Origin of the sequence: Paraeggerthella hongkongensis, assembly GCF_003726035.1 — a bacterium.
In the GTDB taxonomy this organism is placed as follows: Bacteria; Actinomycetota; Coriobacteriia; order Coriobacteriales; family Eggerthellaceae; genus Paraeggerthella; species Paraeggerthella hongkongensis.
Genome location: NZ_QICD01000025.1, coordinates 1 through 24,531, shown reverse-complemented (window position 1 = coordinate 24,531; position 24,531 = coordinate 1). Strand labels below are relative to the sequence as shown.

Genomic DNA, 24,531 nt, shown 5'->3' with positions numbered 1-24,531 from the left:
TGATTTTGACCGAGCAGGGTTCGTGCGGGATCGCAGAGCGGGTCGTCGTGGCGTCGGATCCCTGGCAGATTCGAGGCGACGGTTTGGCCGCGCACCGGTTTTGGTTTGGCGGTAGCGCGGCGGGAGCCGTTGCGTTTGCGCTACGGGAGAGCGGCTTCGGTACGCAAGGGCGCCGGCTCGGGATTGCTCCGATGCCGCGGTGCGCGATGGGGCGTGCCCCTCTGCCGTGGAATTCCTGCCAGACTGGTCTGTTTTTGCATGCGGGACGCTGCCTGGCCGCTGGCTTTCTGGCACAATGACCGTTTCGGGTATGACCGTTCACAAGAAGACGTGCGGACTTCTCAGATTGGGCGACGCGGCTTCCGTCGCGCCCGATTCAAGGGGATTGCCGCTCTTGGACTCGCTTGCAAGGAGGCCTTCATGGATACGACCTTTATCGAAGAGCTGGCTAGCTCCGCTCCAACGCCGGGCGGCGGCGGGGCTTCCGCGTACGTGGGCGCGCTTTCTTCCGCGCTGGCTTCCATGGTGGGGAATCTGACCGTGGGCAAAAAGACGTACGCCGACGTAGAGGCCGACGTGTACGTGACGCTGGAGAAGCTGGCCGCCGTGCGCGAGCGATTGCTCGAATTGGTGGACGAAGACGCCCGTGCGTTCGAGCCGCTGGCTGCTGCGTACCGCATGCCCAAAGCGACGCCCGAGGAGCAGGCTGCGAAGCATGATGCGCTGCAGGTTGCATTGATCGCGGCGTGCGATGTTCCGCTGGAGATCATGCAGCGCGTAGCGGAAGTGGTCGAGCTTACCGACTTTTTGGCGTACAACGGCAGCAAGATGGCCCTTTCGGACGCCGGAGTTGCCGTGGCTTTCGCGCGTGCCGCCGTAGACGGGGCCAGTCTCAACATATTCATCAACGCAGCTTCGATGGACGATCGCGATCGAGCCGCGCGCTATTGCGACCAGGCCAACGCCGTTGCCAATGCCGTGCGCGCTCAGTGCGATGGCCTGTTCGCGCACGTCAAGCAAGCCGTTTCGTAAAAGGAGTGTGACCTATGGCTATCCAACTGCGAGGAAAGCCCGTCGTCGACCGCATGGCGCAGGACATGGGCGCTCGCATCGAGGTTCTGCGGCAGGAGGGAGTCGTTCCCACGCTTGCGCTCGTTCGCGTGGGCGCGCGTCCCGACGACTTGTCCTATGAGCGCACGGCCGTCAAACGGGCGGAAAGCCTGGGCATTGCGGTCAAGCCGTACGTGTTGGACGAGTTCGCTCCGCAGGCTGCCTTGCAGGCAACGCTCCAGTCCATCAATTACGATAAGACCGTGCACGGGTGTCTCATGTTTCGCCCCTTGCCGAGCTTCATCGACGAGAAGGCCATGTGCAACACGCTTGCTCCGGCGAAGGACGTCGACGGCATCTCGCTCGCTTCGCTGGCCTCCGTGTTCACCGATGCGAGCGACGGGTTTCCGCCGTGCACGGCTGCGGCCTGCGTTGAAATGCTCGATCATTACGACGTGCCCCTGGTGGGCAAGCACGTGGTGGTGGTCGGCCGCAGCCTGGTGGTGGGCAAGCCGGTGTCCATGATGCTGCTGCGGCGCAACGCCAGCGTGACCATCTGCCATTCCCGGACCGAGAACCTGCCGGCCATCTGCCGCGAGGCCGACATCGTTATCTGCGCGACGGGTCGCGCGCGGGCGTACGGAGCCGAGTTCTTCAGCCCTGGCCAGACGGTGCTCGACGTGGGCATCAACTTCGATACGCACGGCAAGCTGTGCGGCGACGTGAACTTCGACGAGGTGGAGCCTATCGTGGGCGCCATCACGCCGGTGCCGGGCGGCATTGGAACCGTGACCACCTCGGTGACGATGGCTCATACCGTGGCCGCTGCGGAAGCATTGCTGAGGTAGCGCGATGCTGGTTGAGGTTGACGAAGCGCGCTGCATTGGGTGCAGTAAATGCGCGGACGACTGCGTGGCGGATGACCTGCGGATTCAGGATGGGGTTGCCCAGGTTTTGGGCCGGTGCATCCTGTGCGGGCATTGCGTGGCCGTGTGCCCGACCGGTGCCATATCCATTCCCGGTTACGACATGGACGACGTGGAGGCGGCCGCCTCGCTTTCCGGTTTCATCGACGCGCACGACCTGCTGCGCGCCATCAAGTCGCGCCGCAGCATCCGGAGGTATCGGCCTCGTTCGGTGGAGCGTGAGAAGATCGACCTGATCTTGCAAGCCGGACGCTACACCGCCACAGCCAAGAACGCGCAAGGATGCCGGTTCGTGGTGGTCCAAGACGAATTGGACGAGCTCAAGCGCTTGGTGTGGGACGGCATCAGGGATTTGCTGGCGCTGCCCAAGGCGGATCGGCCCCGGTGGGCTGCGATATGCACATCGTTTCTGGCGGGACTCGACGCGAACCCTCCGCGCGATTTCTTGTTCCGCGATGCTCCTGCGGTGGTGTTCGTGGCGGCTGATCGCGCCGACGACGCCGGTCTTGCTTCGCAGAACATGGAGCTTATGGCTGCATCGTTGGGCATGGGCATGCTTTTCAACGGCTTCCTCTGCTATGCGGCCGAGGGCCTTCCCGTCGTCAAGTCGTGGCTGGGCGCGCAGGATCGTCCGCTGCAGACGTGCATGCTGCTTGGCTATCCGGCGGTGACGTACCGTCGCACCGCCCCGCGCCTGCCCGGCGATTTCGTGGTGAAGTAAGGGCGTTGCCTGCGCGCCCGGGCCGGGCGCGCGCGTCTTGCGTGAGGATATTCCAAAACGGCCCCCGCGATGTGCCGGCTTGTCGTATCATACGGGGTATGGCTAACGGGTTAACATACACGCGCAAGACCACGTCGTCCGAGGCGACGAAGCAGCTTGCGGTCACGCTGGCGCCGTACCTGCACGCCGGCGACGTCATTGTGCTGACGGGCGATCTAGGCGCGGGCAAGACGCAGTTCGTGCAGGGCGTGGCGGCTGGCCTGGGCGTTCGCGACCAGGTGACCAGCCCGACTTTCAACATTTTGCTCACGTATCCCGGCGGTACGCTGCCGCTTTATCATTTCGATCTGTACCGGCTGGACTCCGCCGACCAACTGGAGGACACCGGTTATTACGAAACCATAGACGCTGACGGCGCGTCGTTCATCGAATGGGGCGAGAAATTCCCCGAGTCGCTTCCATACGGGTATCTGGAAGTGTGCATTTCGGTGGATTCCGAAGGGAACCGCTCAGTAGAGGCGCACGCGTACGGCGATCGGTCGCGCCAGCTTTTGTTTCTTTGGGCGAAGGACTCCAAGTCGCGCCTTATGAAGTCTGCGAGGTAATCTGGTGGGTGAAACTGCTCCGCGTCCGCAGGGCGCGTCCGCGCGTGCAACGTACGTGCTTGCATTCGACACGGCTAATGAAGTGATCGCCATCGGGCTGGGCGCACTGCATCCCGAAAGCCGTACCGTCGAATTGGTTGCGTCGGTGGAAGCGGAGGCCCGCCGCGCATCGAACACCCAGCTGCTGCCGCGCATCGACGCGGCCTTGACCGAATCCGGCGTTGCGCGCAAACAGATCTCCTGCATGGTCGTTGGGCGCGGGCCGGGGTCGTTTACGGGCGTTCGCATTGCCATGGCAACGGCGAAAGGCGTCGCTTCGGCGCTTGAGGTTCCCCTGATCGGCGTGTCGTCGCTTGACGCGGTGGCGTGGAACGCGCAGGCCGACGGCGTGCGCGGAAGCCTGGCGGTGGTGGCCGACGCCATGCGCAAAGAGGTGTATCCGGTGCGCTACGCTTTGGATGACCAGGGCATTGAGCGTTTGGAAGCCGACCGCGTGGTGAAAGTCGAAGCTGCTGCCGATGAACTGTCGGCAGCCGATCTGCCGGGACTTCTGGTTGCCGGCGATGCGCTGCGCAAGTATGCGGACCTGTTCGCTTCGTGCGGATCGGCGCTGGGGGAGTCGCTCTGGACGCCTACGGGGCGCGGTCTTTTGCTGGCGTTGCAGGCGGCGTGGCGTGCGGGCGATGCGGATCCGTTCGATGCGGTTGCGCACGATCCCGCGTTCGCGTTGCCGGTGTACACGCGTTTGTCCGACGCTGAGGAAAACGAGCGCATTCGCCTGTCCAAGAACGACCCGCGCAATTTGACGGCCGGCGTGCAGGACGTGGCGATTCGCCGCGATCAGCGCGCCAGCATGCACGATACGGCAATCCTGAACGCGCGTCCCGACGCGAGCGGCATCACGTACAAGCCGCTTGACGCCGCCCATGCAGCCGATGTTGCGGCTTTGGAATCGACGGTCATGGGGTCGGACGCTTGGAGCGCCGTGCTGGTTGCAGACGAGCTGCCTCGCGGTGATCGTACCTGGTGGGCTGCGTACAGCCGGGATCATTTGATCGGCTATGCCGGTGGATGGGTGGTCGATGGGCAGGTTCAGATCCTCAAGGTGGGCGTGGACCCGTCGTGGCGTCGCTGCGGCATCGCGCGCGAGCTGCTCGCGCGCGTGGCATCCGATGCGCGCGACCTGGGCGCTTCGACGTGTTCGCTTGAGGTTCGCGCGGGCAACAAGGGCGCGCATGCGTTCTACGAGGCGTTGGGCTTTCGCTCGCTGGGAACGCGTCCTCGGTACTATTCGGATGGCGAGGACGCGCTCATTTTGGAAGGCCCTTTGCCGCTTGCCCAGCATGACGTTGCGGGCATGGCGCTGCACATCGACGAAGCGCGCGCCTCGTCGCCCGCGGGTGCATCCTCTCGCAAGGGTGCTGCCGATTTCGTGCGCCCGCTCATTTTGGCCATCGAGTCGTCGTGCGACGAGACGGCGGCGGCCATCGTAGACGGCGCGGGCACGCTGGTGTCCGACGTCGTGGCTTCGCAGATTGACTTCCATGCGCGCTTCGGCGGCGTGGTTCCCGAGATCGCCAGTCGCAAGCACATCGAGGCCATCTGCGGCGTGTGCGACGAGTGCTTCGACGTTGCCGCCGATCATCTGGGCGTTTCGCAGTTGACCTGGGGCGACCTCGATGCTGTTTCCGTAACGTACGCGCCGGGCCTGGTCGGCGCGTTGGTGGTGGGCGTCGCGTTCGCGAAAGGCGCCGCCTGGGCTGTCGAAAAGCCGTTCATCGGCGTGCATCACCTGGAAGGCCATTTGTACGCGAACAAGATCGGCGCGCCCGATTTCGCGCCGCCGGCTGTGGTGTCGCTTGTGTCGGGCGGGAATACGCTGCTCGTGCACATGAAGGATTGGGGCGACTACGAAACGCTGGGCGCCACTATCGACGACGCGGTCGGGGAGGCGTTCGACAAGGTGGCGAAAGCGCTTGGCCTGGGGTATCCGGGCGGCCCCGTGATCTCGCGCGAAGGGGCCAAGGGCGACCCGCGCGCCATCGCCTTCCCGCGCGCCATGATGCATTCGGGGGATTTGCGCTTCTCGCTTTCGGGGCTTAAAACCGCCGTGGTCACGTACATCAACAACGAGCGCGCGGCGGGTCGCGACGTCAACGTGCCCGACGTATGCGCCAGCTTCCAACAGGCGGTTGTGGACGTGCAGGTGAAGAAGGCCGAAATGGCGCTGCGGCAAACGGGCGCGCGCACGTTCTGTCTGGGCGGCGGCGTGGCGGCGAATCCGGTGCTGCGCGCCGCGTACGAAAACCTGTGCGAGCGCTTGCGCGTGCGCCTGGTCATGCCGCCTTTGAGCGCATGCGGCGACAACGCCGGCATGATCGCGCTGGTGGCGCTCGACCGCTACCGGCAGGGCAGGTTCTTCGGCTTGGATGCCGATGCGCAAGCCCATGCCAACCTGGACGAGCCGTACTAGGAGCTTGCCTCGGGGCTCCGTGCGCGGCAATGCGCGCGTTCGAACCGCGTCTTTGCGGCGCCCCGCCGTCGATGCCCCGCGGATATGTCAAAACGGAAGAGTTTTGCTGGTCCTCAAACCAGAATAAAATCAACTCGTAAGCTTGTGATCAGGCATGATGGAAAACGCTTCTGAGCAACCCGGTTCCTCAGGGCGAAAAATCGCCGCAAAACTCGCCTGTTTTGGCAGAGCTTCGGCTCCGGGCAAATGGCGGCTCGCCGTGTTCGCACCCATTCTTAACGCCATCTTAATACCCTTGTCGGCATCTTTACGCCATGCTTGCGCGCGCCCTTCTATTCTAGATATGTGGCGGTGCCCCAGCGCGCATTGTCGATCCCGAGCGAGCAGGGGCTGGACAGCCGGCTTTCGTCGGGCCGTCACGCTAAGGGCCCCGCACGGGCGTTGGGGCATTCCCGCAAGGGGCAACGCTCGTACGGGGCCTGTAGAAGACAGAGAAAAAGGAAGGAACATGATGGAATTCGTAACAGGCTTTGTTGGCGGGTTGAGCGTGCTGCTTGCGTTCTACTTGTTTTACAAGCTTCTCAAAGGCGGTGATGAGCGATGATGGAGAATCTTTTAGAGTACGGCGTCTATCTGGCGCTTTTGGTTGCTCTTGCCATACCTTTGAGCTCGTATATGAACCGAGTTATGGCGGGGGAGAGAACGGTTCTTTCGCGCGTGTTCGTGCCGGTGGAGAACGTTATCTACCGTTGCATTCGCATCGACAAGTCCGAGGACATGGGATGGAAGCGCTACTTGGTTAGCGCGTTGGCATTCTCGGCCATTTCTCTGGTAGGCCTGTTCGCTATTCTGATGCTGCAGGGCATGCTGCCGCTGAACCCCGAGGGACTGCCCGGCCTTACCTGGGACTTGGCGTTTAACACCGCCGCCAGCTTCGTCACCAATACCAACTGGCAGGCGTACAGCGGCGAAAGCGCGCTCAGCTACTTCTCGCAGGCGTTCGGCCTGACGGTGCAGAACTTCGTGACGCCTGCTGTGGGCATGGCGATTATGTTTGCGCTGTTCCGCGGCCTGGTAAGCGAAGGCCATGTGGGCTTGGGCAACTTCTTCGTGGACGCAACGCGCGCCACGCTGTTCGTCCTTATCCCGCTTGCTTTGGTGGTGACCATGATCGACGTGTGGCAGGGGTCGCCCCAAAACATCAACGACTACGAAACGGTGCAGCTGCTTGAGCCGGTGGGCGTGGATGCCGACGGCAATATCGTCGAGGCCGACGACCCCAGTGCCGTTGAAACCATCGACCAGGCTACGGTGCCTATGGGTCCGCAAGCCAGCCAGGTTGCCATCAAGCAGTTGGGTACCAATGGCGGTGGCTATAACGGCGTGAACTCGGCAAGCGCGCTCGAAAACCCCACGCCGCTTACAAACTTGGTGCAGTGTTTGTCGCTGCTGCTTATTCCGGTAGCGTGCGTCTTTAGCTTCGGCAGGTTCGTCATGGATCGTCGTCAGGGGCGCGCGATATTCGCGGCGATGTTCATCTTGCTGATAGGGGCGCTGGTTGCCATAGCGTGCTTCGAGCAGATGGGAACGCCGCAGCTTGCGGCGGACGGCCAGGTGTACATGGGCCTTGACGGACAATCCGGCGGCAACATGGAGGGCAAGGAGACGTGCTTCGGCGTAACGGATTCGTCCTTGTGGGCAGCGTTCACCACGGCGGCGTCGAACGGCTCGGTCAACGCGATGCACGACAGCTTCACTCCCCTTGGCGGCATGGTCCCCATCGTGTTGATGGCGCTGGGCGAAGTGGTGTTCGGCGGCGTGGGCTGCGGCTTGTACGGCATGTTGGGCTTCGTGATTCTGACGGTGTTCATCGCGGGGCTTATGGTGGGTCGCACGCCTGAATACCTGGGGAAGAAGATCGGTCCCAAGGAAATGCGCATGGCTGTTATTTTGTGCATCACCACGCCGCTGCTTATTCTGATAGGCGCGGGCATCATGAGCCTCGACCCGGCTACGGTCGGCAGCTTGGGCAATCCGGGGGCGCATGGTTTCTCGGAGGTGCTGTACGCGGCTACGTCGTGCGGCGGCAACAACGGTTCGGCCTTCGCCGGATTCAACGCCAATACGCCGTTGATCAACGTGGTGTTGGGGCTTGAAATGCTGGCGAACCGCTTCATCCCCATTGTGGCGGTGTGCGTGCTGGCCGGCAGTCTGGCCACTCGCCCGAAGGTTGCCGCGAACGCCGGCACGCTGTCCACCAGCAACGCGCTGTTCGTGTTTCTGCTGGTGCTCATGGTGCTGTTGATCGGTGCTTTGACGATGTTCCCTGCGCTTGCGCTGGGTCCGATCGCCGAGCAGCTGATGATGGTGCTTTAGGAAAGGCGGCGAGAGAATATGACGACTGTTTCTGCGAAGGACGCAACGATGCAATCCGGTTCCAATTTTGGCGAGGGCAAGGGCTCCTCGCGCGACGATGGTGCGATGGCCTCGCTTGCCAAGCGCGCCGTGATCGACGCGTTTGCAAAACTCAAGCCAAGCGAGCAGGCGAACAACCCGGTCATGCTCATGGTGTACATTTCGGCCGTGCTGACGCTTGCGCTGTTCGTTTTGTCGCTGTTCGGCATTTCCGACGCGCACCCCAGCTTTATTCTGGCGATCTCGCTGGTGCTATGGCTGACGGTGCTGTTCGCAAACTTTGCCGAAGCCTTGGCCGAGGGTCGCGGCAAAGCGCAAGCCGACTCTTTGCGCGCCGCCAAGCGCGACGTGGATGCGCACAAACTCAACGAGGGCTTGGTGGCCAAGGGCACGCACATGGCGGATCCCGCCGAATTTTTCCGGCTCAGTGCCGAAGAGATGAGCTCGGCCCTTCTTAAGAAGAAGGACTTGTTCTTCGTGGCTGCGGGCGAGCAGATTCCTGCCGACGGCGAGATAATCATGGGCGCCGCCTCGGTGGACGAAAGCGCCATCACGGGCGAATCCGCGCCGGTCATCCGCGAAGCCGGCGGCGATCGCTCGGCCGTCACCGGGGGCACGACCGTGCTGTCCGACTGGCTGGTGGTGCGCGTGACGGCGGATGCGGGCCATAGCTTCCTGGACCAGATGATTGCCATGGTGGAATCGGCCGCGCGCAAGAAGACGCCGAACGAGATCGCGCTCGAGATCCTGCTCATCGCGCTGACCATCGTGTTCTTGATCGTGTCTGTGTCCCTGTTCGCCTTCAGCGGGTTCGGCGCTGGTCAAGAAGGCGTTTCGAACCCGATCACCATCACCTCGCTCATCGCCTTGTTCGTATGCTTGGCGCCTACCACCATCGGCGCGCTGCTTTCCGCCATCGGCATTGCCGGCATGAGCCGCCTCAATCAGGCGAACGTGCTGGCCATGAGCGGTCGCGCCGTCGAGGCGGCGGGCGACGTGGACGTGCTGCTGCTGGACAAAACCGGCACCATCACGCTGGGCAACCGCCAGGCTGCGGAGTTCATCCCGGTTGACGGCGCCGTTGAGCGCGCGTTGGCGGACGCCGCTCAGCTGGCCAGTCTGACGGACGAGACGCCGGAGGGCCGCAGCATCGTGGTGCTGGCCAAGGAGCTGTTCGATATCCGCGCGCGGGTGCTGGAAGGCTCGGGCATGGCGTCCATTCCGTTCACGGCGCAAACGCGCATGAGCGGCGTGAACTTCGACGGGCATGAGATCCGCAAGGGCGCAGCCGATGCCGTGAAGGCGTACGTGGAGGCGAACGGCGGCACCTACAGCCTGCAATGCGCTCGCGCCGTCGAGGACGTGTCCCGTGCGGGCGGCACCCCGCTGCTGGTTGCGCGCGACCATCGCATTCTGGGCGTGGTGTATCTGAAGGACATCGTCAAGCAGGGCATCAAGGAGAACTTCGCCGATCTGCGCACCATGGGCATCAAGACCGTCATGATCACGGGCGACAACCCCATGACGGCCGCCGCTATCGCCGCCGAGGCGGGCGTGGACGATTTCATTGCCGAGGCCACGCCCGAATCGAAGCTTGCGGCCATTCGCCAGTACCAGGCCGAAGGCCACATGGTTGCCATGACGGGCGACGGCACCAACGATGCTCCCGCGCTTGCGCAGGCCGACGTTGCGGTTGCCATGAACAGCGGCACCCAAGCGGCGAAAGAGGCCGGCAACATGGTCGATCTTGACTCCAGCCCCACGAAGCTGCTGGACATCGTGCGCATCGGCAAGCAGCTGCTCATGACGCGCGGTAGCCTGACCACGTTCTCCATAGCCAACGATGTGGCCAAGTACTTCGCCATCATCCCTGCGTTGTTCGTGCCCTTGTACCCGGCTTTGGAAGCGCTCAACATCATGCACTTGACCAGCCCGACTACGGCCATTCTATCGGCGGTCGTCTACAACGCGCTCATTATCGTGGCGCTTATCCCGCTGGCGCTCAAGGGCGTGAAGTACCGCGAGGCCACGTCGCAGAGCCTGCTGACGCGCAACCTGCTGGTGTACGGTTTGGGCGGCATCGTGCTGCCGTTCGTGGCCATCAAAGTACTCGACATGGCCATCACGGCGCTCGGCATTGCGTAGCGCGACACCATTAAGCGAAAGGAACGCATCATGATGAAACGAGGAAACCAAGCCAAGGTATGGGGAAGCGCGGCGCTGTTCTTTTTGGTGACCACGGTGATATGCGGCGTGCTCTACACGTTTGCGTGCACGGGGTTGGCCCAGCTGTTCTTCCCGTACCAAGCCAACGGCTCTATCATTGAAGTCGACGGCAAGAAGTACGGCAGCGAGCTGGTAGCTCAGCGGTTCACGGACGAGAAGCATATGTGGGGACGCATGATGAGCCCCAGCACGGGAACCTTCACCGACAACGATGGCAACAACGTGCTGTGGTACGGCCCGTCCAACATGAGCCCTGCGGGCGACGAGTTCGCCGAAACGGTGCAGGCTCGTGTGGACGAGTTGCATGCGGCCCATCCCGAAAAGGGCGCTACGCCTATTCCCAGCGATCTGGTCACTGGATCGGGCAGCGGTTTCGACCCGCACATCTCGCCGGCTGCAGCCGAATACCAGGTGGAGCGCTTGTCCCGTACTACGGGAAAGAGCGCAAGCGAAATCCGCGCCATCGTCGAGCAGTGCACCGAGCAGCCTCAATTCGGGATTTTGGGCGATGCTCGCGTGAACGTGCTCAAGGTGAACTTGATGTTGGACGGCATCCTGCCCGTTCGGTAACGGAAGCTGCGGCAATGGAAAAGCCGCATGGTATGATGGGCGAAGGGGCGGGCGCGAAGAGCGGTCGTCCCTTCCCTGGCTGGAAGGAACGTTATGGCTGCATCGATAGGCGATCTTGAAACGCGCCGCGACCCCGATGCCATTCTTCGGCAGATCGTCGAAGAAGAAGCCGCCGAGGGCGACACGCGCGGCAAGCTCAAGATCTTCTTCGGTTACGCGGCGGGCGTTGGGAAAACGTACGCCATGTTGGAAGAAGCGCATGCGGTGCTTGACAAGGGCTTCGACGTGGTGGTGGGCTATGTGGAGCCGCATACGCGCGTGGACACCATGGCTCTGGTGGAAGGCTTGGAGCAGGTTCCGCCACGTGCGATCAGGCATCGGAACATCACCCTGCACGAGTTCGATCTCGATGCGGTGCTGAAGCGCCATCCTCAAATTGTCCTCGTGGACGAATTGGCGCACACGAATGCTCCGGGATGCCGCCATCGCAAGCGCTATCAGGATGTCGAGGAACTGCTGCGCGCCGGCATCAGCGTGTTCACTACGGTGAATGTCCAGCATCTTGAGGGCTTGAACGACAAGATAGCCGCCATCACGCATGTGAGCGTTGCCGAGCGCATTCCCGATCGCATTTTCGATCAGGCGGCGTCGGTGGAGTTGGTGGACATCGAGCCGGACGACCTGATCGAGCGCTTGGAGTCGGGGAAGATATATTTGGCCGAACGCGCTCGTACGGCGCTCGGCAATTTCTTTTCTCGCAAGAACCTGGCGGCGCTGCGCGAGATCGCGCTGCGGCGCATGGCCGATCGGCTGACACGCAAGGCCGAGTGCAGCGAATCGGGCGCTCGCGTTGAGGCGGGGGAGGACGTGCTGGTGTACGTGACCCCTTACGCCGGCAACGTGAAGGCTGTTCGCGCAGCGGCGAACATGGCGGAATCGTACCACGGCGCCTTCACTGCGGTTGTGGTGGAGTCGTCGCAGAGCAAGAAGCTGGACAGCGAGCATCGGGGCCGTTTGCGCGCCAACGTGGATTTGGCTGAGGAATTGGGCGCGCATGTGGTCACCTTGTTCGGCGACGACATCGCGCAACAGATCGCACAGTATGCGGAAACCGCTGGCGTGACCCATATTGTGGTGGGCAACGCCATTGGCGGGCTTCAGTCGTTGGGCTGGGGGCGCGAGAACTTGGTGAGCCGTTTGATGAAGCTTGCCCATGGAGCGGTGGTCGACGTGGTTCCCACCAAGGACCTGCCCGCCCAGTACGGGCGCTTGCGCGAGGCCACGGGGTTTCGCTTCACGACGTCCGACGCATGGCGGGCGCTCGCTTCCATCTCCGCAGCCACCGCCTTGGGCCTGGCTATCTACGAAATGGGTTTGGCGGGATCCGTCGTGCTCATGCTGTACCTCATTGTGGCGTTGTTGATCGCCACGCGCGCCGACGGGTTCTTCTATGCGCTGCTCGTGTCGCTGGGCAGCGTGTTCGCTTACAACTTCTTCTTCACCGTGCCGCGGTTCACGCTGCATGCGGTGGGGTTGAACTACCCGTTCATTTTCGCGTTTCTTCTGGTCGGCACGTTCGCCGCTTCATCGCTGGCCATTCGATTGAAGCGCCAGGCCGAAAGCACGGCGCGACGCGCGTATCGCATGGAGGTGCTGCTGGAGTCCAGTCGCAAGCTGCAAGGGGCCTCCAGTGCGGACGAGTGCTTTCGGTTCGCGGCCGAACAGGTTATCAAGCTTTTGAACCGACCTGTTGTGATGTATCGCATGGGGCCCGACGGCCGCCTTGCCAATCCGGAGGTTCACGACGTGCCCGGAACGCTTGGCGGCGCGTCGGGATCATCGGCGCTTGCTTCGCCTGCGGAGGCCGCAGTGGCCGCATGGTCGGCTTTGAACAACGAGCGCGCCGGTGCCACGACCGACACCCTGGCCGATTCGCAGTGCCTGTATTTGCCCATCCGCTCCAAAGACGTCGTGTTCGGCGTGGCGGGCATTGCCATGGACGATATCGATGGCGAAGAGGATTTCGGTGCGTTCGAGAAGAATCTGCTGCTTGCCATTCTGGATGAATGCGGCCAGGCGACCGAGCAGATCCTCTTTGCGGACGAGCGCCGAAGCATGGAGATGCGCATGGAGAAGGAGACGCTGCGGGCGAATCTGCTGCGCACCATTTCCCATGATTTGCGCACGCCTCTGACCAGCATTTCCGGAGATGCCGACATGCTGCTGCACGACCGGGGCGCACTGAGCCCGCAGCAGAAGCAGCATATGTATCGCGACATTCACGACGACGCATGCTGGTTGGTCACGCTGGTGGAGAACCTTCTGTCCATCACGCGCATCGACAACGGCACGATGCAACTGGCCGTGCAGCCGGAATTGGTGGGCGACGTGGTTCAAGAGGCTTTGCAGCATGTGGACCGGCGCGTTTCGGAGCGCCGACTGCTCGTCGAGTTGGAAGACGAGCTGCTCATGGCCGACATGGACGCGCGTTTGATCGTGCAGGTCGTCATCAATCTGGTGAACAACGCCGTTGCCTACACGCCGACCGACGGGCACGTCACCGTGACCGCCACTCGCGTGGTCGAGCGGGGCGCGCCGCGCGTGCGCATCGCTGTTCTGGACGAGGGCCCGGGTATTTCGGATGAGGAGAGCAAGCACATCTTCGACATGTTCTACAATGGCTCTACGGGCAAGCCCGGCGGGAAGAGCGGCGACTTCAAGCGAGGCATGGGGTTGGGCCTTTCGCTGTGCCGTTCGATCGTCGAGGTTCATGGCGGGGTTTTGCAGGTGCGCAACATCGAGCCTCATGGGAGCGAATTTTGGTTCACCCTGCCTGCCGTAGAGGCCGAGGACGTGGTGGCGCGAACGACGGAGGACATGCGTGGCTGAAGAGTACCGGATTTTAGTAGTGGAGGACGACGCTGCGGTGCGTCGTTTGGTGACGACGACGCTCGAGCTGCACGGGTATGTGCACAAGGAGGCCCGTACGGTTGCCCAGGCGTTGCTGGAGTTGTCATCGCAGCCTCCTGATCTGGCGATTCTTGACCTGGGTCTTCCTGATGGCGATGGGGTCGACGTTATTCGCACCTTGCGAGGATGGTCGTCGCTGCCGGTGATCGTGCTGTCGGCGCGTCTGGAGGACGCCGACAAGGTGGAGGCTCTCGATGCCGGGGCCGACGATTATCTGGTGAAGCCTTTTTCGGTTGACGAGCTGCTTGCCCGCGTGCGCGTTGCGTTGCGGCGCCTTGATCGAGAGCGCGCTATGCAGGGCGATGCTGAAGAGGCGGTGTACTGCAACGGGGGCTTGTCGATCGATTACGCGTCGGCTTGCGTGAAGCGCGATGGCCAGGAGGTGCACCTCACGCCGTTCGAATACAAGCTGCTGTGCCTGTTGGCGCGCAACACGGGCAAGGTGCTCACGCACAATTACCTGTTGAAGGAGGTGTGGGGAAGCGCTTTGGCGTCCGACCGCTCGTCGCTGCGCGTGTTCATGGCAACCCTGCGCAAGAAGATCGAGCCCGATCCTGCCAACCCTCTCTACATCCAAACCCACGTCGGCGTAGGCTACCGCATGATGCGCGTCGAATGAGACGAAGGGACGGGGTCAATGACTCATTTTCGGCCGCAGGCCAGAAAATGAGTCATTGACCCCGTCCCTTCGTCTCATTCTTCGATCGAATGCGCGGCTCCCTTACGCCTCCGGTTTTTTCGCCACGTGGACAGCGGCGATGCCGCCGGTGTAGTTCTTCCAGGTCACGTCCGCGAACCCGGCGCGCGTCATCATGTCGGCCAATCCTTGCTGGTCGGGGAACGCCTTGATGGAGCGCGACAGGTACACGAAGCCCTCGCGGTCGCCAGTGATGAGGCCTCCCCAGAAGGGTATCAGGTGCTTCAGGTAGAAATTGTACAGGGCGCGCCATACCGCGTTCGGCGGCGTGGAGAACTCCAGGCACACGAGCGATCCGCCGGGCTTCAGCACGCGGAACATTTCGGAAAGCGCACGGTCGCGTTCGGGCATGTTGCGGATGCCGTACGCCATGGTGATCGCGTCGTAGCTTGCGTCGGCGTACGGGATGTTCTGCGCGTCCACCACTTCGAAGTCGACGGGCACGCCATCGGCTTTGCCGTCGGCGTAGTGCATGCGCGCCACGTCGAGCATCTCGTTCACCAGATCGGTGCATTGGATGTGTCGCGGACGCTTCGCTCTCGCCACGGCGAACGTCACGTCGCCCGTGCCGCCTGCGATGTCGAGCACGTCCGCCTCTGCGTCGATGGGGGCTTGCCGCATCATGCCGGACAGCCATGCCTTGTAAGCGCCGAAGCTTGAAACGGCGTTGAAGCGCTCGTATTTTTTAGCGATGGCGGAGAAGATGTCTTTTACGCGCGCGGACGAGATGTCCGCGGGCGCTTCCTTGCCGGTGGCGGTATCGATGCTCACAGAGGGTGCTCCGTTGTGGTCGGGAATCGTGCGAGAGCACAGTATACGCCAGCCTGCCCGCCCCTGGGTTACGGTTTCAGCAAGAAGCGTGAAGTCACTGGGAAACATGCGCACAGACCCGTATAATCTCCCCTTGCACATTCGATCAAGGAGCACTCTTGCACAACGACATCACGCACATCGACGACGCGCAGACGGCAGATCCTGTATTCCATGCCGAGCAGCGTCATCTATCCCAGACGTACGCCACGCTGCAATCCATGGGCGCCAATTTGGTGGCGAAGATGGACAAGAACAGCAAAGACGCCGCTGCCGACAAGCTTGCCATGGTGGACGAGTTGTCGGTGAACCTGGCCAGTTACGCCGACGCCATGGAGACGTACGCCGACTTCGCAACCGTGAACCGCGTGATCGACGCGTACAATATTTCTCAAAGCGTGGACGCCGAAAAGCTCAACAGCGTGGGCTTGCTGCTCAAGCAACCGTATTTCGCGAAGGTGGTCTTGCAGTTCAAGTCGGGGGACGACCCGAAAGAGCTCTACATCGGCACGGCCGGGGTGTCCGACGACGATTGCCGCCGACTGGTGGTGGACTGGCGCTCGCCGGTGGCCGAGGTGTACTACAATCAAGACAACGGCCCCACATCGTATCGGGCGAACGGCCGCACCATCAACGTGGACCTCAAACTGCGCCGTCAGTTCGATATAGAAAAAGACCGCCTCAACGCCTATTTCGATACGACCGTCGCCATTCAGGACTCGCTTTTGCTGGCATCGCTGTCCAAGCAGCGCTCGGCGAAGATGCAGTCCATCACCGCCACCATTCAAAAAGAGCAGAACCAGGTCATCCGCCATGAGGACGTGCCGGCCTTGTTGGTGAACGGCATCGCGGGCAGCGGCAAGACCTCCGTGCTCATGCAGCGCATCGCTTACCTGTTCTACCAGCAGCGTGAAAACCTGGACCCCAGCCAGGTGTTCCTCGTCACGCCCAATCCCGTGTTCCAGCGCTACATCGACGATGTGCTTCCCGACCTGGGAGAACGCAATCCCGAGCTGCTTACATGGAGCGATTTCCTGCACATGCTCATGCCGCCGGATCGTACGGGAGGGCAGGTGGACGTGGCGCTTGCCCGGCTTGATCGCATCGATGCGGCGTGTGCGGATCTCGCGTTCGACCAGCATGATTTCAGGGAGATCCACTGCAACGGAGACCGTTTGCTGTCCGTGGGGCAGATCCTTCAAGCGGCCGCCAAATTCAAGAACATACCCGCAGGCCCTCATCTGGTGTCGCTCATGCGCGAGGAGCTGAGCCGTCGCTTGGACGCGCGTCTGAAGCAAATCGCGGCTTCCGACCGGGTGCTTGACGAGCTGTCAGCGTTGAGTCCCGACGAGCAGATGGCCTTGTTCCACGAGACGTTCGATGCGCAGGACGAAGATGAGGCGCGAGCCTGGGCGCAGCGCTATGTGGACGATCGCTACGCCGCTGCGCGCAAAGCCGTCGAGAACGACGACTGGCTGCGCATCGATCGCATCGGCATGCGCCTGCTGGGCGTGGAGAACCTGGTGCCCGTGGAATGGCTGTACTTGAAGATGGCGCTCACCGGGTTGGGCGATCCGGATGCCAAGTACGTGATGATCGACGAGGTGCAGGATTACACTGCGGCCCAGCTGACGGTGCTCGCGCGTTATTTCCGCCGCGCCAATTTCTTGTTGTTGGGGGACGAGAACCAGGCCATCAGCCCGAATACGGCAACGTTTTCCGACGTCAAAGCCGTGTTCCAGAAAGCTCGCGGGTCGGTGGAGGAATGCCGCCTCATGACCAGCTATCGATCCTCGCCTGAAATCACAGCCTTGTTCGCCAGCTTGCTGACCGACGAGGAACGGTTGCGGATATCGTCCATTCGCCGCGAGGACGTGGCCCCCGCCATCGTCGAATGCGCCACGGACGAGGAGCGCGAACGCGAGCTTCTGAGCGCGATCGAATCCGCTGCGGTCGGCGAAGGCTTGACGGCGGTGATCTTGCCGCAAAAGCACCAGGCCAAGCAACTGCACAAGAAGCTGGGCGACGGCGCGCCTCCGCTCATCGATGCGGCAGGGACCTTGCCGGGAAGCGGCGTGGTTCTGACGTCGCTCAAATTCGCAAAGGGCCTGGAATTCGACCACGTGATCGTGCCCGAGGCAAGCGAGCGCACGTTCTCGGACGATCCGCTGTCGCGTCGCCGCCTTTATACGACGATATCGCGCGCTACGCGCAGGATCACGCTTCTGGCGAAAGGCGAAGTGACGCCGCTATTGAAAAAGGACGAGCGCGGCTAGCGCAACGTGGGACGCCGGCATAGGAGCCGGAGCGACCTGACAGAAAAGGGCGCTCCGGCGATTTTTGCCGTGGCGCCTCGGTGGGCGATTCCGCCGTGCGGCTCGTTGTCGAGCGCCGCGTGGCGGCGGACGGGTCGTTAGTTGGCGGGGTTCTCCGCTTTGCGATCGCGGAGCTTCTCCAGCTTGCGCGCCTCGCGCGCGCCCTTGACGCCGCCCGCGCCTTGAAGGCCGCCGGCGTCGCGCGGCACCGTGCGCGCGATCTCTCCGCGCGCCAGCGCTTCCTCGCGTTCGCGCTCTTCCGCCATCATCTGCTCGAGCAAGGGGTCGTGTTCCACCGTGCGCAGCGCTTCGGCCCGGATGGCCGCATGCCGCCCTGCCTCGATGCCCGTGCCCGCGCGCCCCGCCTCCAGATGCGCGTTGGCGGCATCGAACGCCTCGTTCGTGTTCTCCTGGGAAAATCCCGGTGCCACCACGCTGCCGAACGCGGCTACCTGCGCGCCCGTGTCGTCCGAGAGAGCGCGCCCGTCGGCGATGCCGTCCACGGCCAGCCCTTTGAACGTGCAGTTGGCCGTTCCGTCGGCGTTCCAAGCGGGGGAGAGCACGCCGTTTTCCTGATCAGGATAGTCGAAATCGCTCGCTGCGGGGCGCCATGTTCCAGTCAGCTTGGCCAGCGCGTTGGCCGGCTCGTTGGTGAACCAGAGCTTTGCCAGGTGCTTCGCATGCGTGGGCTTTACATCGAATGCCCAGTTCAGCTCAGATTTTTCCGCAACCGTGTTCTCGGACAGGCGCTCGAACTCCTCCTTGAGCGTGGCCAGTCGCGCATCGATGCGCCCGGTGCCGTTGTACAAAACGTCGTCCAGGCGGTTCATCTGCTCGCGCGCTTCCCGGATGCGCTTGTCGGTGGCGGCGGCCATGCCCGGGTCAAGGATGCCGTGCTCGCCCTTGATGCGATTGAGGTCGAGCGCCGCATCGTAGGTGGCGTCCACCATCTCGTCCACGCTCATGTAGATGCTCTCGTAGTTCATGATGTGCTTCCACGAGGGCAGGATCATGCGTTCGCGATGCTCTTCGAACGTGCGGGCGCGCAGCTTGTAGCCGTATTTCTCCGGGTTGTCGAACGCGATGGATCCCACGTCCAAAAACGGCGCCATGGGGCTGGTCAGCACCACCAGGCGCGGGTCGTAGTTCACGCGCTCGTACAAATGCTGCACGTACGCGCCCGTTTCGCGCACGCTGGCCGCCGTCTGCTTGGGAATGCCCGTCATGAAGTACAGGTCGAACCGCTCGCAGTTGGGGTGTGAAAGCGCGTCCACGATGGTTTCTTCCAGCTCGGCCATCGTGTAGTGGCCCTTGCCGAACGCCGCGCGAACGTCGTCGTCGTGGCTTTCCGCCGAAATCTCCACCGACCAGTTGCCCAGGTTCTTGTCAAGCAGCTGGTAGAACTCGTCGCCGCCCGGCGGCGGGCCGAAGAACTCGAACCCGATGGGGTTGTGCACTTTGCCTTTGAGCCCCGTGATGAATTCGTGCGTGTAATCCTCGCCGGCTTGCAGGAAGTCGTTCAGCACGAAGATGGGACCCCAGATGTGGTCCTGCACGTGCTGGATGTCGCGGATCAGCAGCTTCGGATCGCGCCAGGCCACGCGCCGGCGCCCGAAATGGTTCTTGAACGCGTAGGCGCTGCCGCCGCACGTGGCGCAGTTGCGCGCGCAGCCGCGGCAGGTCAGGCTGGCGGTCACGGGGTAGCTCAGCCAGCCCTTCATGGGCAGGTAGCTGGTCATGTCATGGTGGCGCAGCACGCCCTTCATGGGGTAGTCGTAGTCCATGGATATGGCGTTCATGTCGTCAGGGACCCAGCTCAAGGGGTTGATGTGGATGGACCCTTCGGCATCTTTCCACGTGAGGTTGGGGATGTCCGACAAATCGCCCAGCGGCGTGTGCGTCTTGGCGGCGCGCGCCACGCGCTCCACCAGCATGCGCATGGGCTCCTCGGTGGAGTCGCCGCGAAACACGAAATCGATGCAGTCGTACTTGATCAGGTCCTCGTGGAAGATCGACGACGACAGTCCGCCGAAGCTGATGGGCACATGCGGGTGCAGCCGCTTGAGGATTTTCGCCACTTCCACCGAGCCGTGGCAGTGCGGCATCCAATGCAGGTCGATGCCGAACATGTGCGATTCCAGGCGCGCGAGGTTCTTCTCCACGTCGAAGTTCTTCTTGTGCAGCATCATGGAGGCCAGGTTGTAGATGCGCGAGCGCAGGCCATGGCGCTCCAAGTACTCGCACAGCGTGGTCAGCCCCAGCGGGTACATTTCGAAAATGGGGGTAGACGGCACCATGTCGGAGACGGGGCCGTACATAATAGAGCGCTCGCGGAAATCGTACGTCGCAGGCGCGTGGATGTATGTCATGTCCAATATTTGCATACCGCCGTGAAGTATAGCGCGCTTACCGAATTTTTAGATGCGAATTTGCATCTGTGCGCAATTTCCTTACGCCTTACGCCCGTTCCTTTCCGGTTCCTTTTCCCGCGAAACTCCCCCGAGCTTCCCCCTGTCGAACAAAGAGGCCGCGAATTGCATCGATCGAGCTTTACGAGCGCATACGGGTCCGTCGCCGCGCTGCCGAAACGGACGAGTTTTGCGGGGGTTTGCGTCCTTGCGGCGCGGATTTCCGGCAAGCGTTTCTCATTATGCCTGGTCATCGAGCCGCACCCTGGTTTTATTCTTGTTTGAGGACCAGTAAAACTCGTCCGTTTTGACAGGATGGGGCTCCGGCGGCTCAATGCAATCCCGCCTCGCGCCGCTACGATTGCGCGTTCTGCAAAGCCCCTGCACCTCGCCGATTGCCCTGTGTGCTTTCGCAGAAGAGCGGTTGGAGAATGCTATGATAGCCGTTACACGAAAATGCATGAATTACGGGAGAAAGGGCGGGGCAGCTATGCTCTTGTGCGCACAGTACGTTCTTCCCATTACGTCCGAGCCGTTGCATAACGGCGCGGTGCTCGTTCGCGACGGGGCTATTCGCGACATCGGTTCGATCGACATGCTCAAGCTGCGCTACCCCGACGAGGAAGTGGTCGATTTCGGCATGGGCGCCATCATGCCGGGCCTGATCGATTTGCACACGCATCTTGAGAACGCGGTCATGCGCGGCATCGTGCATGACGTTCCCTACACCACGTGGATCATGTCCATGATGGAAAAAAGCGCGAAGATGGACGTGAGCGACTGGTACGATTCCGCCATCTTGGGCGGCTTGGAGGCGCTTTCCAGCGGCATCACGTGCGTCGCGGACATCACGGCTACGGGCGCGGCTTGCACGGCCACGCAGAAGCTGGGCATGCGCAGCGTCATCTACCGCGAGGTGGGCGCCATGGACAAGCGTCGCGTGGACTACGCGATGCGCCTGGCGGAAAACGACATCATGCACTGGCGCGAAGAAGTGGACGGCGACCGCATCACCATCGGCGTGGCTCCTACGTCCATGTACGCGTGCCATCCGTCCGTGTTCGGCAAAATATCCGAGTTCGCGCGTCGCGAGAACGTCCCTGTCGCCATGCATATGGCGGGCAACCGCGAAGAGTACAACTTCATCAAGTACGGATCTTCGCCGTTCTCCGTGCATACGATGGACCAGAAGCGCGGCTTCGTCGAGATCCCGCCGTGGCTTCCCACGGGCACCACGCCGGTCCGCTATGCGCTGAACTGGGGCGCGTTCGAATCCGACAACGTGCTGGCCATCCATTGCGTGCACGTTGACGACAAGGACATCCAGAAGCTGAAGGAATACGACGTGGGCGTGGCCGTGTGTCCGCGCTGCAATGCGCAGTTGGGCATGGGCGTGGCTCCCATCGACAAGTTCATGCGTGCGGGTTTGCGCATGGGCTTGGGGACCGACTCGCCTGCGGCCATCGATTCCACGGACATTCTCATCGAGATGCGCATCGGCATGCTGGTGCAGCGCGCTGTGAACGTGGGAACCTTCCTGGATTCGCAGACCATGCTGGAGATGGCTACCATAGGGGCTGCCCGCGCGCTCAAGCTCGACGACAAGGTGGGCTCGCTGGAAGTGGGCAAGCGCGCCGACATCGTGGCGCTCGATCTGTCGGGCTCGCACCAAACGCCCACGAGCGATCCGGTTTCGGCGGTCGTGAACGCATGCAGCGGCTCGGACGTGCTCATGACCATGGTGGACGGCGTTTCGCTGTACGAGAAGAACAAGTGGAACGTGGGCGTGGAAGTTGCCAAGAACATCGCCCGCGTCATCGAGATTCGCGGTAAGTTGAGGGTGTAGAGCATGGGAACGAATCAAAAGCTGACGGCAAAGCAGAAGAGCGACCGCATCAAGGCCGCGCAAGATCGCGAGCGCAAGGACAAAGAGCGCCGCGAGGCTGCCGAAAAGACCAAGAAGATCTTCACCATCGTGGTATGCGTGATTCTGGTGTTGGCGCTGGGCATCCCGACGGTTGCCCTTGCGTTCTTGGGAACCGGCGCGTAGGCGCTGGTTCCCGGGTTGTTCGGATGAAGGCGGGGCGGACGCATCATGCGTTCGCCCCGTGCGTTTTTTGGCGTTGCTGCGTGCGTGCGCGCCGCAGGAGTCGGCCGGTTTCGACTCCGGGCATAGAGCGCATGAGCTCTATGTCTAGGTGCGAGCTGCGAGAGGTCGAGCGGGGTGGGAGTCCCTCGATTTCGTCGGTTCGATTGCTACCGCTGCGGCAATCGCGGTGCTCGTCGTGCTCGGTACGCCCCGATGCCGGGGAGTTCTCACGCACTTTTTATTGCCAAGTAGACTCCTTTGCCTTACGCGGGCACGGTTGTGATACTATAAATCGTTGCCGCGCAGAGGCGCGGCGTTGAGAAGATGATAAGACCGCACAAAGGGGTTTGCTTTGTTTGGTATCGGTGGATTCGAGCTATTCCTCATTCTGCTGTTCGGGTTCCTTATTTTCGGGCCCGATAAGCTGCCAGCAATGGCTAAGACGTTGGGGAAGGCAATCAGCAAGTTCAGAAGCGCTCAGGAAGAGATGAACAAGGTTATCAAGACGGAAGTCTATGACCCCACCTCTGACGAGCCGTTCAAAAATCCGCTCGAGGCCCTGTCGAAGGTGTCCGAGATCGGCAAGGACGACAAGAAGGAAGAGAAGGCCGAAAGCTTCTCGGAGCGCAAGGCTCGCTACGACAAGGAGCGCGCGGCCAAGAAGGCTGCCGAGGCCGAGAAGGCCGCGGAGTCTTCTGCGTCCGTTGCTGCCGACGTCACCGCTGCGGCTGCTCCGGTTGCCGCCGTAGCGGCCAAGCCGGTTGCGAAGCCGGACGGTTCGTTCGAGACGCCGAAGCCCGCCGAAGCCGCGTCTGCGAAGCCCGTTGCTTCGGATGCCCCTGCAAAATCGAAGCCTTCTCCGGATGAGCTGTACGGTACGAATCCCGTTGTCAAAAAGCCGGCGGCCGACAAGCCCGCTGCTGCTCGGGCTGCCGCTGCGAAGCCGGCTTCGGCCGCTCCCGCCAAGGTCCAGGCCGCGACGAAGCCGTCGACGACCGCACCGGCTTCTTCCAAGAGCGCTGCCAAGCCCGCGTCTACCGCCGCGAAGAAGCCTGCTGCCGCAAAAAAGCCCGCAGCCGTTAAGACCGACGCCGAGAAAGCCGCCGCACGTTCGGCCGCGGCGAAGAAGGCCGCCGCCACGCGCGCCGCGAACAGGAAAGCCGCTGAAGCTGCCAAAGCTGCGGCCGAGAAGAACGAGAAGGGGGAATAAGCCATGCCTATCGGACCGGCGCGTATGCCCCTGTTCGACCACCTGGGCGAGCTGCGCATGCGCTTGGTGCGCATCATCGCCTGCTTGGCTATTGCAGTGGTCGTGTTCTATATGGCGACGCCTATCATGGGCCAGTTCCTGCTGTTGCCCGTCGCCGAATTTTTGCCCCAAGATGCAAGCGGGTTCGCGTCGTTGCAGGCCATCGATCCCTTCGAGGCGTTTTCGACGCGTTTCAAGATTTCGCTGTGGGCCTCGCTCGTTGCCTGCGCTCCGGTCATCTTGTGGCAGATTCTCGCCTTCTTCCTGCCGGCGCTGAAGCCGACCGAGCGCAAGTGGTTCATTCCCACGTTCGCCGCCGCCGTGGCCCTGTTCATCTTCGGCACGGTGTTCTGCTACCTGGTCATCCTGAACCCGGCGTTCCAGTGGCTGACCGACCAGGCGGCAGGTTTGGGCACCGTTGCGCCGCGCATGTCGTCGTACATCGACATGATCATCAAGTTCGAGTTGGGCTTCGGCGTGGCGTTCGAGCTGCCTTTGATTGTGTTCTATCTGGTTATCTTCGACGTTATTCCGTACAAGAAGCTGCGCGGCAGCTGGCGTATGGTCTACGTGGTGCTCATGGTTATTTCCGCCATGGCCACGCCCGACGCTTCGCCGGTCACCATGCTGCTCATGTTTGCTGCCATGATCGGCATGTACGAGGTCAGCTTGCTTATCTCGCGCATCGTTCTGAGCAAGCGCATTAAGAAGCAGAACGAGGAGATCGAGCGCGAAGAAGCCGAAGAGGCGGCGCAAGATGCCGCATTGGCCAAGGAGAAGGCCAAGAAGGCCAAGAAGTAACGGCTCTCTACTCTACGGTTGCCCATGACGGCCCGTCGCACTCGCGGCGGGCCGTTTGCATGCTGGGTCGGATGAGACGAAGGGACGTGTTCCTATAGTTTTGTCAAGCGGCTGCCGGAAGGCTTTCCGGCATGGGGCGACCGGCTTCGGGCATGGCGAGGCGGGCCCCGGCTCCCGGGGCGCGCGGGCCTTCCGGCCGGGCCTCG

The 24,531-nt window shown here is 62.3% G+C and carries 17 protein-coding genes; 15 read left to right on the top strand and 2 right to left on the bottom strand.

Going from position 1 to position 24,531, the window contains the following annotated elements; all coding sequences use genetic code 11:
• Positions 1–420 precede the first annotated feature (420 nt).
• From DMP08_RS10025 to DMP08_RS09980, 10 genes are all read left to right on the top strand, one after another.
• Positions 421–1,032: a cyclodeaminase/cyclohydrolase family protein gene (locus DMP08_RS10025; RefSeq protein WP_123192752.1), complete on the top strand. Its 612-nt coding sequence runs from the start codon at positions 421–423 to the stop codon at positions 1,030–1,032.
• 14 nt (positions 1,033–1,046) lie between these two features.
• On the top strand, positions 1,047–1,898 hold the full coding sequence (locus DMP08_RS10020; protein ID WP_123192751.1) for a bifunctional 5,10-methylenetetrahydrofolate dehydrogenase/5,10-methenyltetrahydrofolate cyclohydrolase: 852 nt from the start codon (positions 1,047–1,049) through the stop codon (positions 1,896–1,898).
• Positions 1,899–1,902: 4 nt separating this feature from the next.
• A complete protein-coding gene (locus tag DMP08_RS10015) occupies positions 1,903–2,697 on the top strand; it encodes a nitroreductase family protein (RefSeq protein WP_123192750.1) in 795 nt (264 codons plus the stop codon).
• A gap of 98 nt (positions 2,698–2,795) precedes the next feature.
• Entirely contained in the window at positions 2,796–3,302 is a 507-nt protein-coding gene (gene tsaE / locus DMP08_RS10010) for a tRNA (adenosine(37)-N6)-threonylcarbamoyltransferase complex ATPase subunit type 1 TsaE (protein WP_114567264.1), read from the top strand.
• 4 nt (positions 3,303–3,306) lie between these two features.
• Entirely contained in the window at positions 3,307–5,775 is a 2,469-nt protein-coding gene (gene tsaD, locus DMP08_RS10005; protein ID WP_123192749.1) for a tRNA (adenosine(37)-N6)-threonylcarbamoyltransferase complex transferase subunit TsaD, read from the top strand.
• 600 nt (positions 5,776–6,375) lie between these two features.
• Positions 6,376–8,151: a potassium-transporting ATPase subunit KdpA gene (gene kdpA, locus DMP08_RS10000; RefSeq protein ID WP_123192748.1), complete on the top strand. Its 1,776-nt coding sequence runs from the start codon at positions 6,376–6,378 to the stop codon at positions 8,149–8,151.
• 105 nt (positions 8,152–8,256) lie between these two features.
• Positions 8,257–10,335, top strand: coding sequence for a potassium-transporting ATPase subunit KdpB (kdpB, locus tag DMP08_RS09995; protein WP_123192764.1), 2,079 nt, complete (start codon positions 8,257–8,259; stop codon positions 10,333–10,335).
• A gap of 30 nt (positions 10,336–10,365) precedes the next feature.
• Positions 10,366–10,986 carry a potassium-transporting ATPase subunit C gene (locus DMP08_RS09990; RefSeq protein WP_244596925.1) on the top strand — a complete coding sequence of 207 codons (621 nt, stop codon included), beginning with the start codon at positions 10,366–10,368 and terminating at the stop codon, positions 10,984–10,986.
• Between the two features lie 93 nt (positions 10,987–11,079).
• Positions 11,080–13,875 carry a sensor histidine kinase gene (locus DMP08_RS09985; RefSeq protein WP_123192746.1) on the top strand — a complete coding sequence of 932 codons (2,796 nt, stop codon included), beginning with the start codon at positions 11,080–11,082 and terminating at the stop codon, positions 13,873–13,875.
• Entirely contained in the window at positions 13,868–14,575 is a 708-nt protein-coding gene (locus DMP08_RS09980; RefSeq protein ID WP_123192745.1) for a response regulator, read from the top strand. The genes DMP08_RS09985 and DMP08_RS09980 overlap by 8 nt, the downstream gene beginning before the upstream one ends.
• A gap of 102 nt (positions 14,576–14,677) precedes the next feature.
• Here DMP08_RS09980 and DMP08_RS09975 read toward each other — a convergent pair whose 3' ends face one another.
• Complete coding sequence (locus DMP08_RS09975; RefSeq protein WP_123192744.1) at positions 14,678–15,424, bottom strand: ubiquinone/menaquinone biosynthesis methyltransferase; 747 nt, start codon at positions 15,422–15,424, stop codon at positions 14,678–14,680.
• Between the two features lie 158 nt (positions 15,425–15,582).
• Here DMP08_RS09975 and DMP08_RS09970 point away from each other — a divergent pair, with 158 nt between their 5' ends.
• A complete protein-coding gene (locus tag DMP08_RS09970) occupies positions 15,583–17,739 on the top strand; it encodes a HelD family protein (protein ID WP_244596924.1) in 2,157 nt (718 codons plus the stop codon).
• Positions 17,740–17,876: 137 nt separating this feature from the next.
• Here the strand turns inward: DMP08_RS09970 and DMP08_RS09965 are convergent, their stop codons facing one another.
• Positions 17,877–20,147, bottom strand: coding sequence for a TIGR04190 family B12-binding domain/radical SAM domain protein (locus tag DMP08_RS09965; protein ID WP_161555458.1), 2,271 nt, complete (start codon positions 20,145–20,147; stop codon positions 17,877–17,879).
• Between the two features lie 529 nt (positions 20,148–20,676).
• Between DMP08_RS09965 and DMP08_RS09960 the strand changes: the two genes are divergently transcribed.
• The 4 genes from DMP08_RS09960 to tatC all read left to right on the top strand — a co-directional run bounded on the left by DMP08_RS09960 (position 20,677) and on the right by tatC (position 24,325).
• Positions 20,677–22,032: an amidohydrolase family protein gene (locus DMP08_RS09960; protein WP_123192742.1), complete on the top strand. Its 1,356-nt coding sequence runs from the start codon at positions 20,677–20,679 to the stop codon at positions 22,030–22,032.
• A 3-nt stretch (positions 22,033–22,035) separates the two neighbouring features.
• Positions 22,036–22,236 carry a CASC3 protein CASC3 gene (locus DMP08_RS09955; protein WP_123192741.1) on the top strand — a complete coding sequence of 67 codons (201 nt, stop codon included), beginning with the start codon at positions 22,036–22,038 and terminating at the stop codon, positions 22,234–22,236.
• Positions 22,237–22,627: 391 nt separating this feature from the next.
• Positions 22,628–23,485: a Sec-independent protein translocase subunit TatA/TatB gene (locus DMP08_RS09950; protein WP_123192740.1), complete on the top strand. Its 858-nt coding sequence runs from the start codon at positions 22,628–22,630 to the stop codon at positions 23,483–23,485.
• A 3-nt stretch (positions 23,486–23,488) separates the two neighbouring features.
• Entirely contained in the window at positions 23,489–24,325 is an 837-nt protein-coding gene (gene tatC / locus DMP08_RS09945; RefSeq protein ID WP_123192739.1) for a twin-arginine translocase subunit TatC, read from the top strand.
• Positions 24,326–24,531: the final 206 nt, after the last annotated feature.

Excerpts from the sequence above, each read along its gene's own strand:
- DMP08_RS10025 (WP_123192752.1), top strand. The coding sequence starts at position 421 with ATGGATACGACCTTTATCGAAGAGCTGGCTAGCTCCGCTCCAACGCCG.
- DMP08_RS10020 (WP_123192751.1), top strand. The coding sequence starts at position 1,047 with ATGGCTATCCAACTGCGAGGAAAGCCCGTCGTCGACCGCATGGCGCAG.
- DMP08_RS10015 (WP_123192750.1), top strand. The coding sequence starts at position 1,903 with ATGCTGGTTGAGGTTGACGAAGCGCGCTGCATTGGGTGCAGTAAATGC.
- tsaE (WP_114567264.1), top strand. The coding sequence starts at position 2,796 with ATGGCTAACGGGTTAACATACACGCGCAAGACCACGTCGTCCGAGGCG.
- kdpA (WP_123192748.1), top strand. The coding sequence starts at position 6,376 with ATGATGGAGAATCTTTTAGAGTACGGCGTCTATCTGGCGCTTTTGGTT.
- kdpB (WP_123192764.1), top strand. The coding sequence starts at position 8,257 with ATGGCCTCGCTTGCCAAGCGCGCCGTGATCGACGCGTTTGCAAAACTC.
- DMP08_RS09990 (WP_244596925.1), top strand. The coding sequence starts at position 10,366 with ATGATGAAACGAGGAAACCAAGCCAAGGTATGGGGAAGCGCGGCGCTG.
- DMP08_RS09985 (WP_123192746.1), top strand. The coding sequence starts at position 11,080 with ATGGCTGCATCGATAGGCGATCTTGAAACGCGCCGCGACCCCGATGCC.
- DMP08_RS09965 (WP_161555458.1), bottom strand. The coding sequence starts at position 20,147 with ATGACATACATCCACGCGCCTGCGACGTACGATTTCCGCGAGCGCTCT.
- DMP08_RS09960 (WP_123192742.1), top strand. The coding sequence starts at position 20,677 with ATGCTCTTGTGCGCACAGTACGTTCTTCCCATTACGTCCGAGCCGTTG.
- DMP08_RS09955 (WP_123192741.1), top strand. The coding sequence starts at position 22,036 with ATGGGAACGAATCAAAAGCTGACGGCAAAGCAGAAGAGCGACCGCATC.
- tatC (WP_123192739.1), top strand. The coding sequence starts at position 23,489 with ATGCCTATCGGACCGGCGCGTATGCCCCTGTTCGACCACCTGGGCGAG.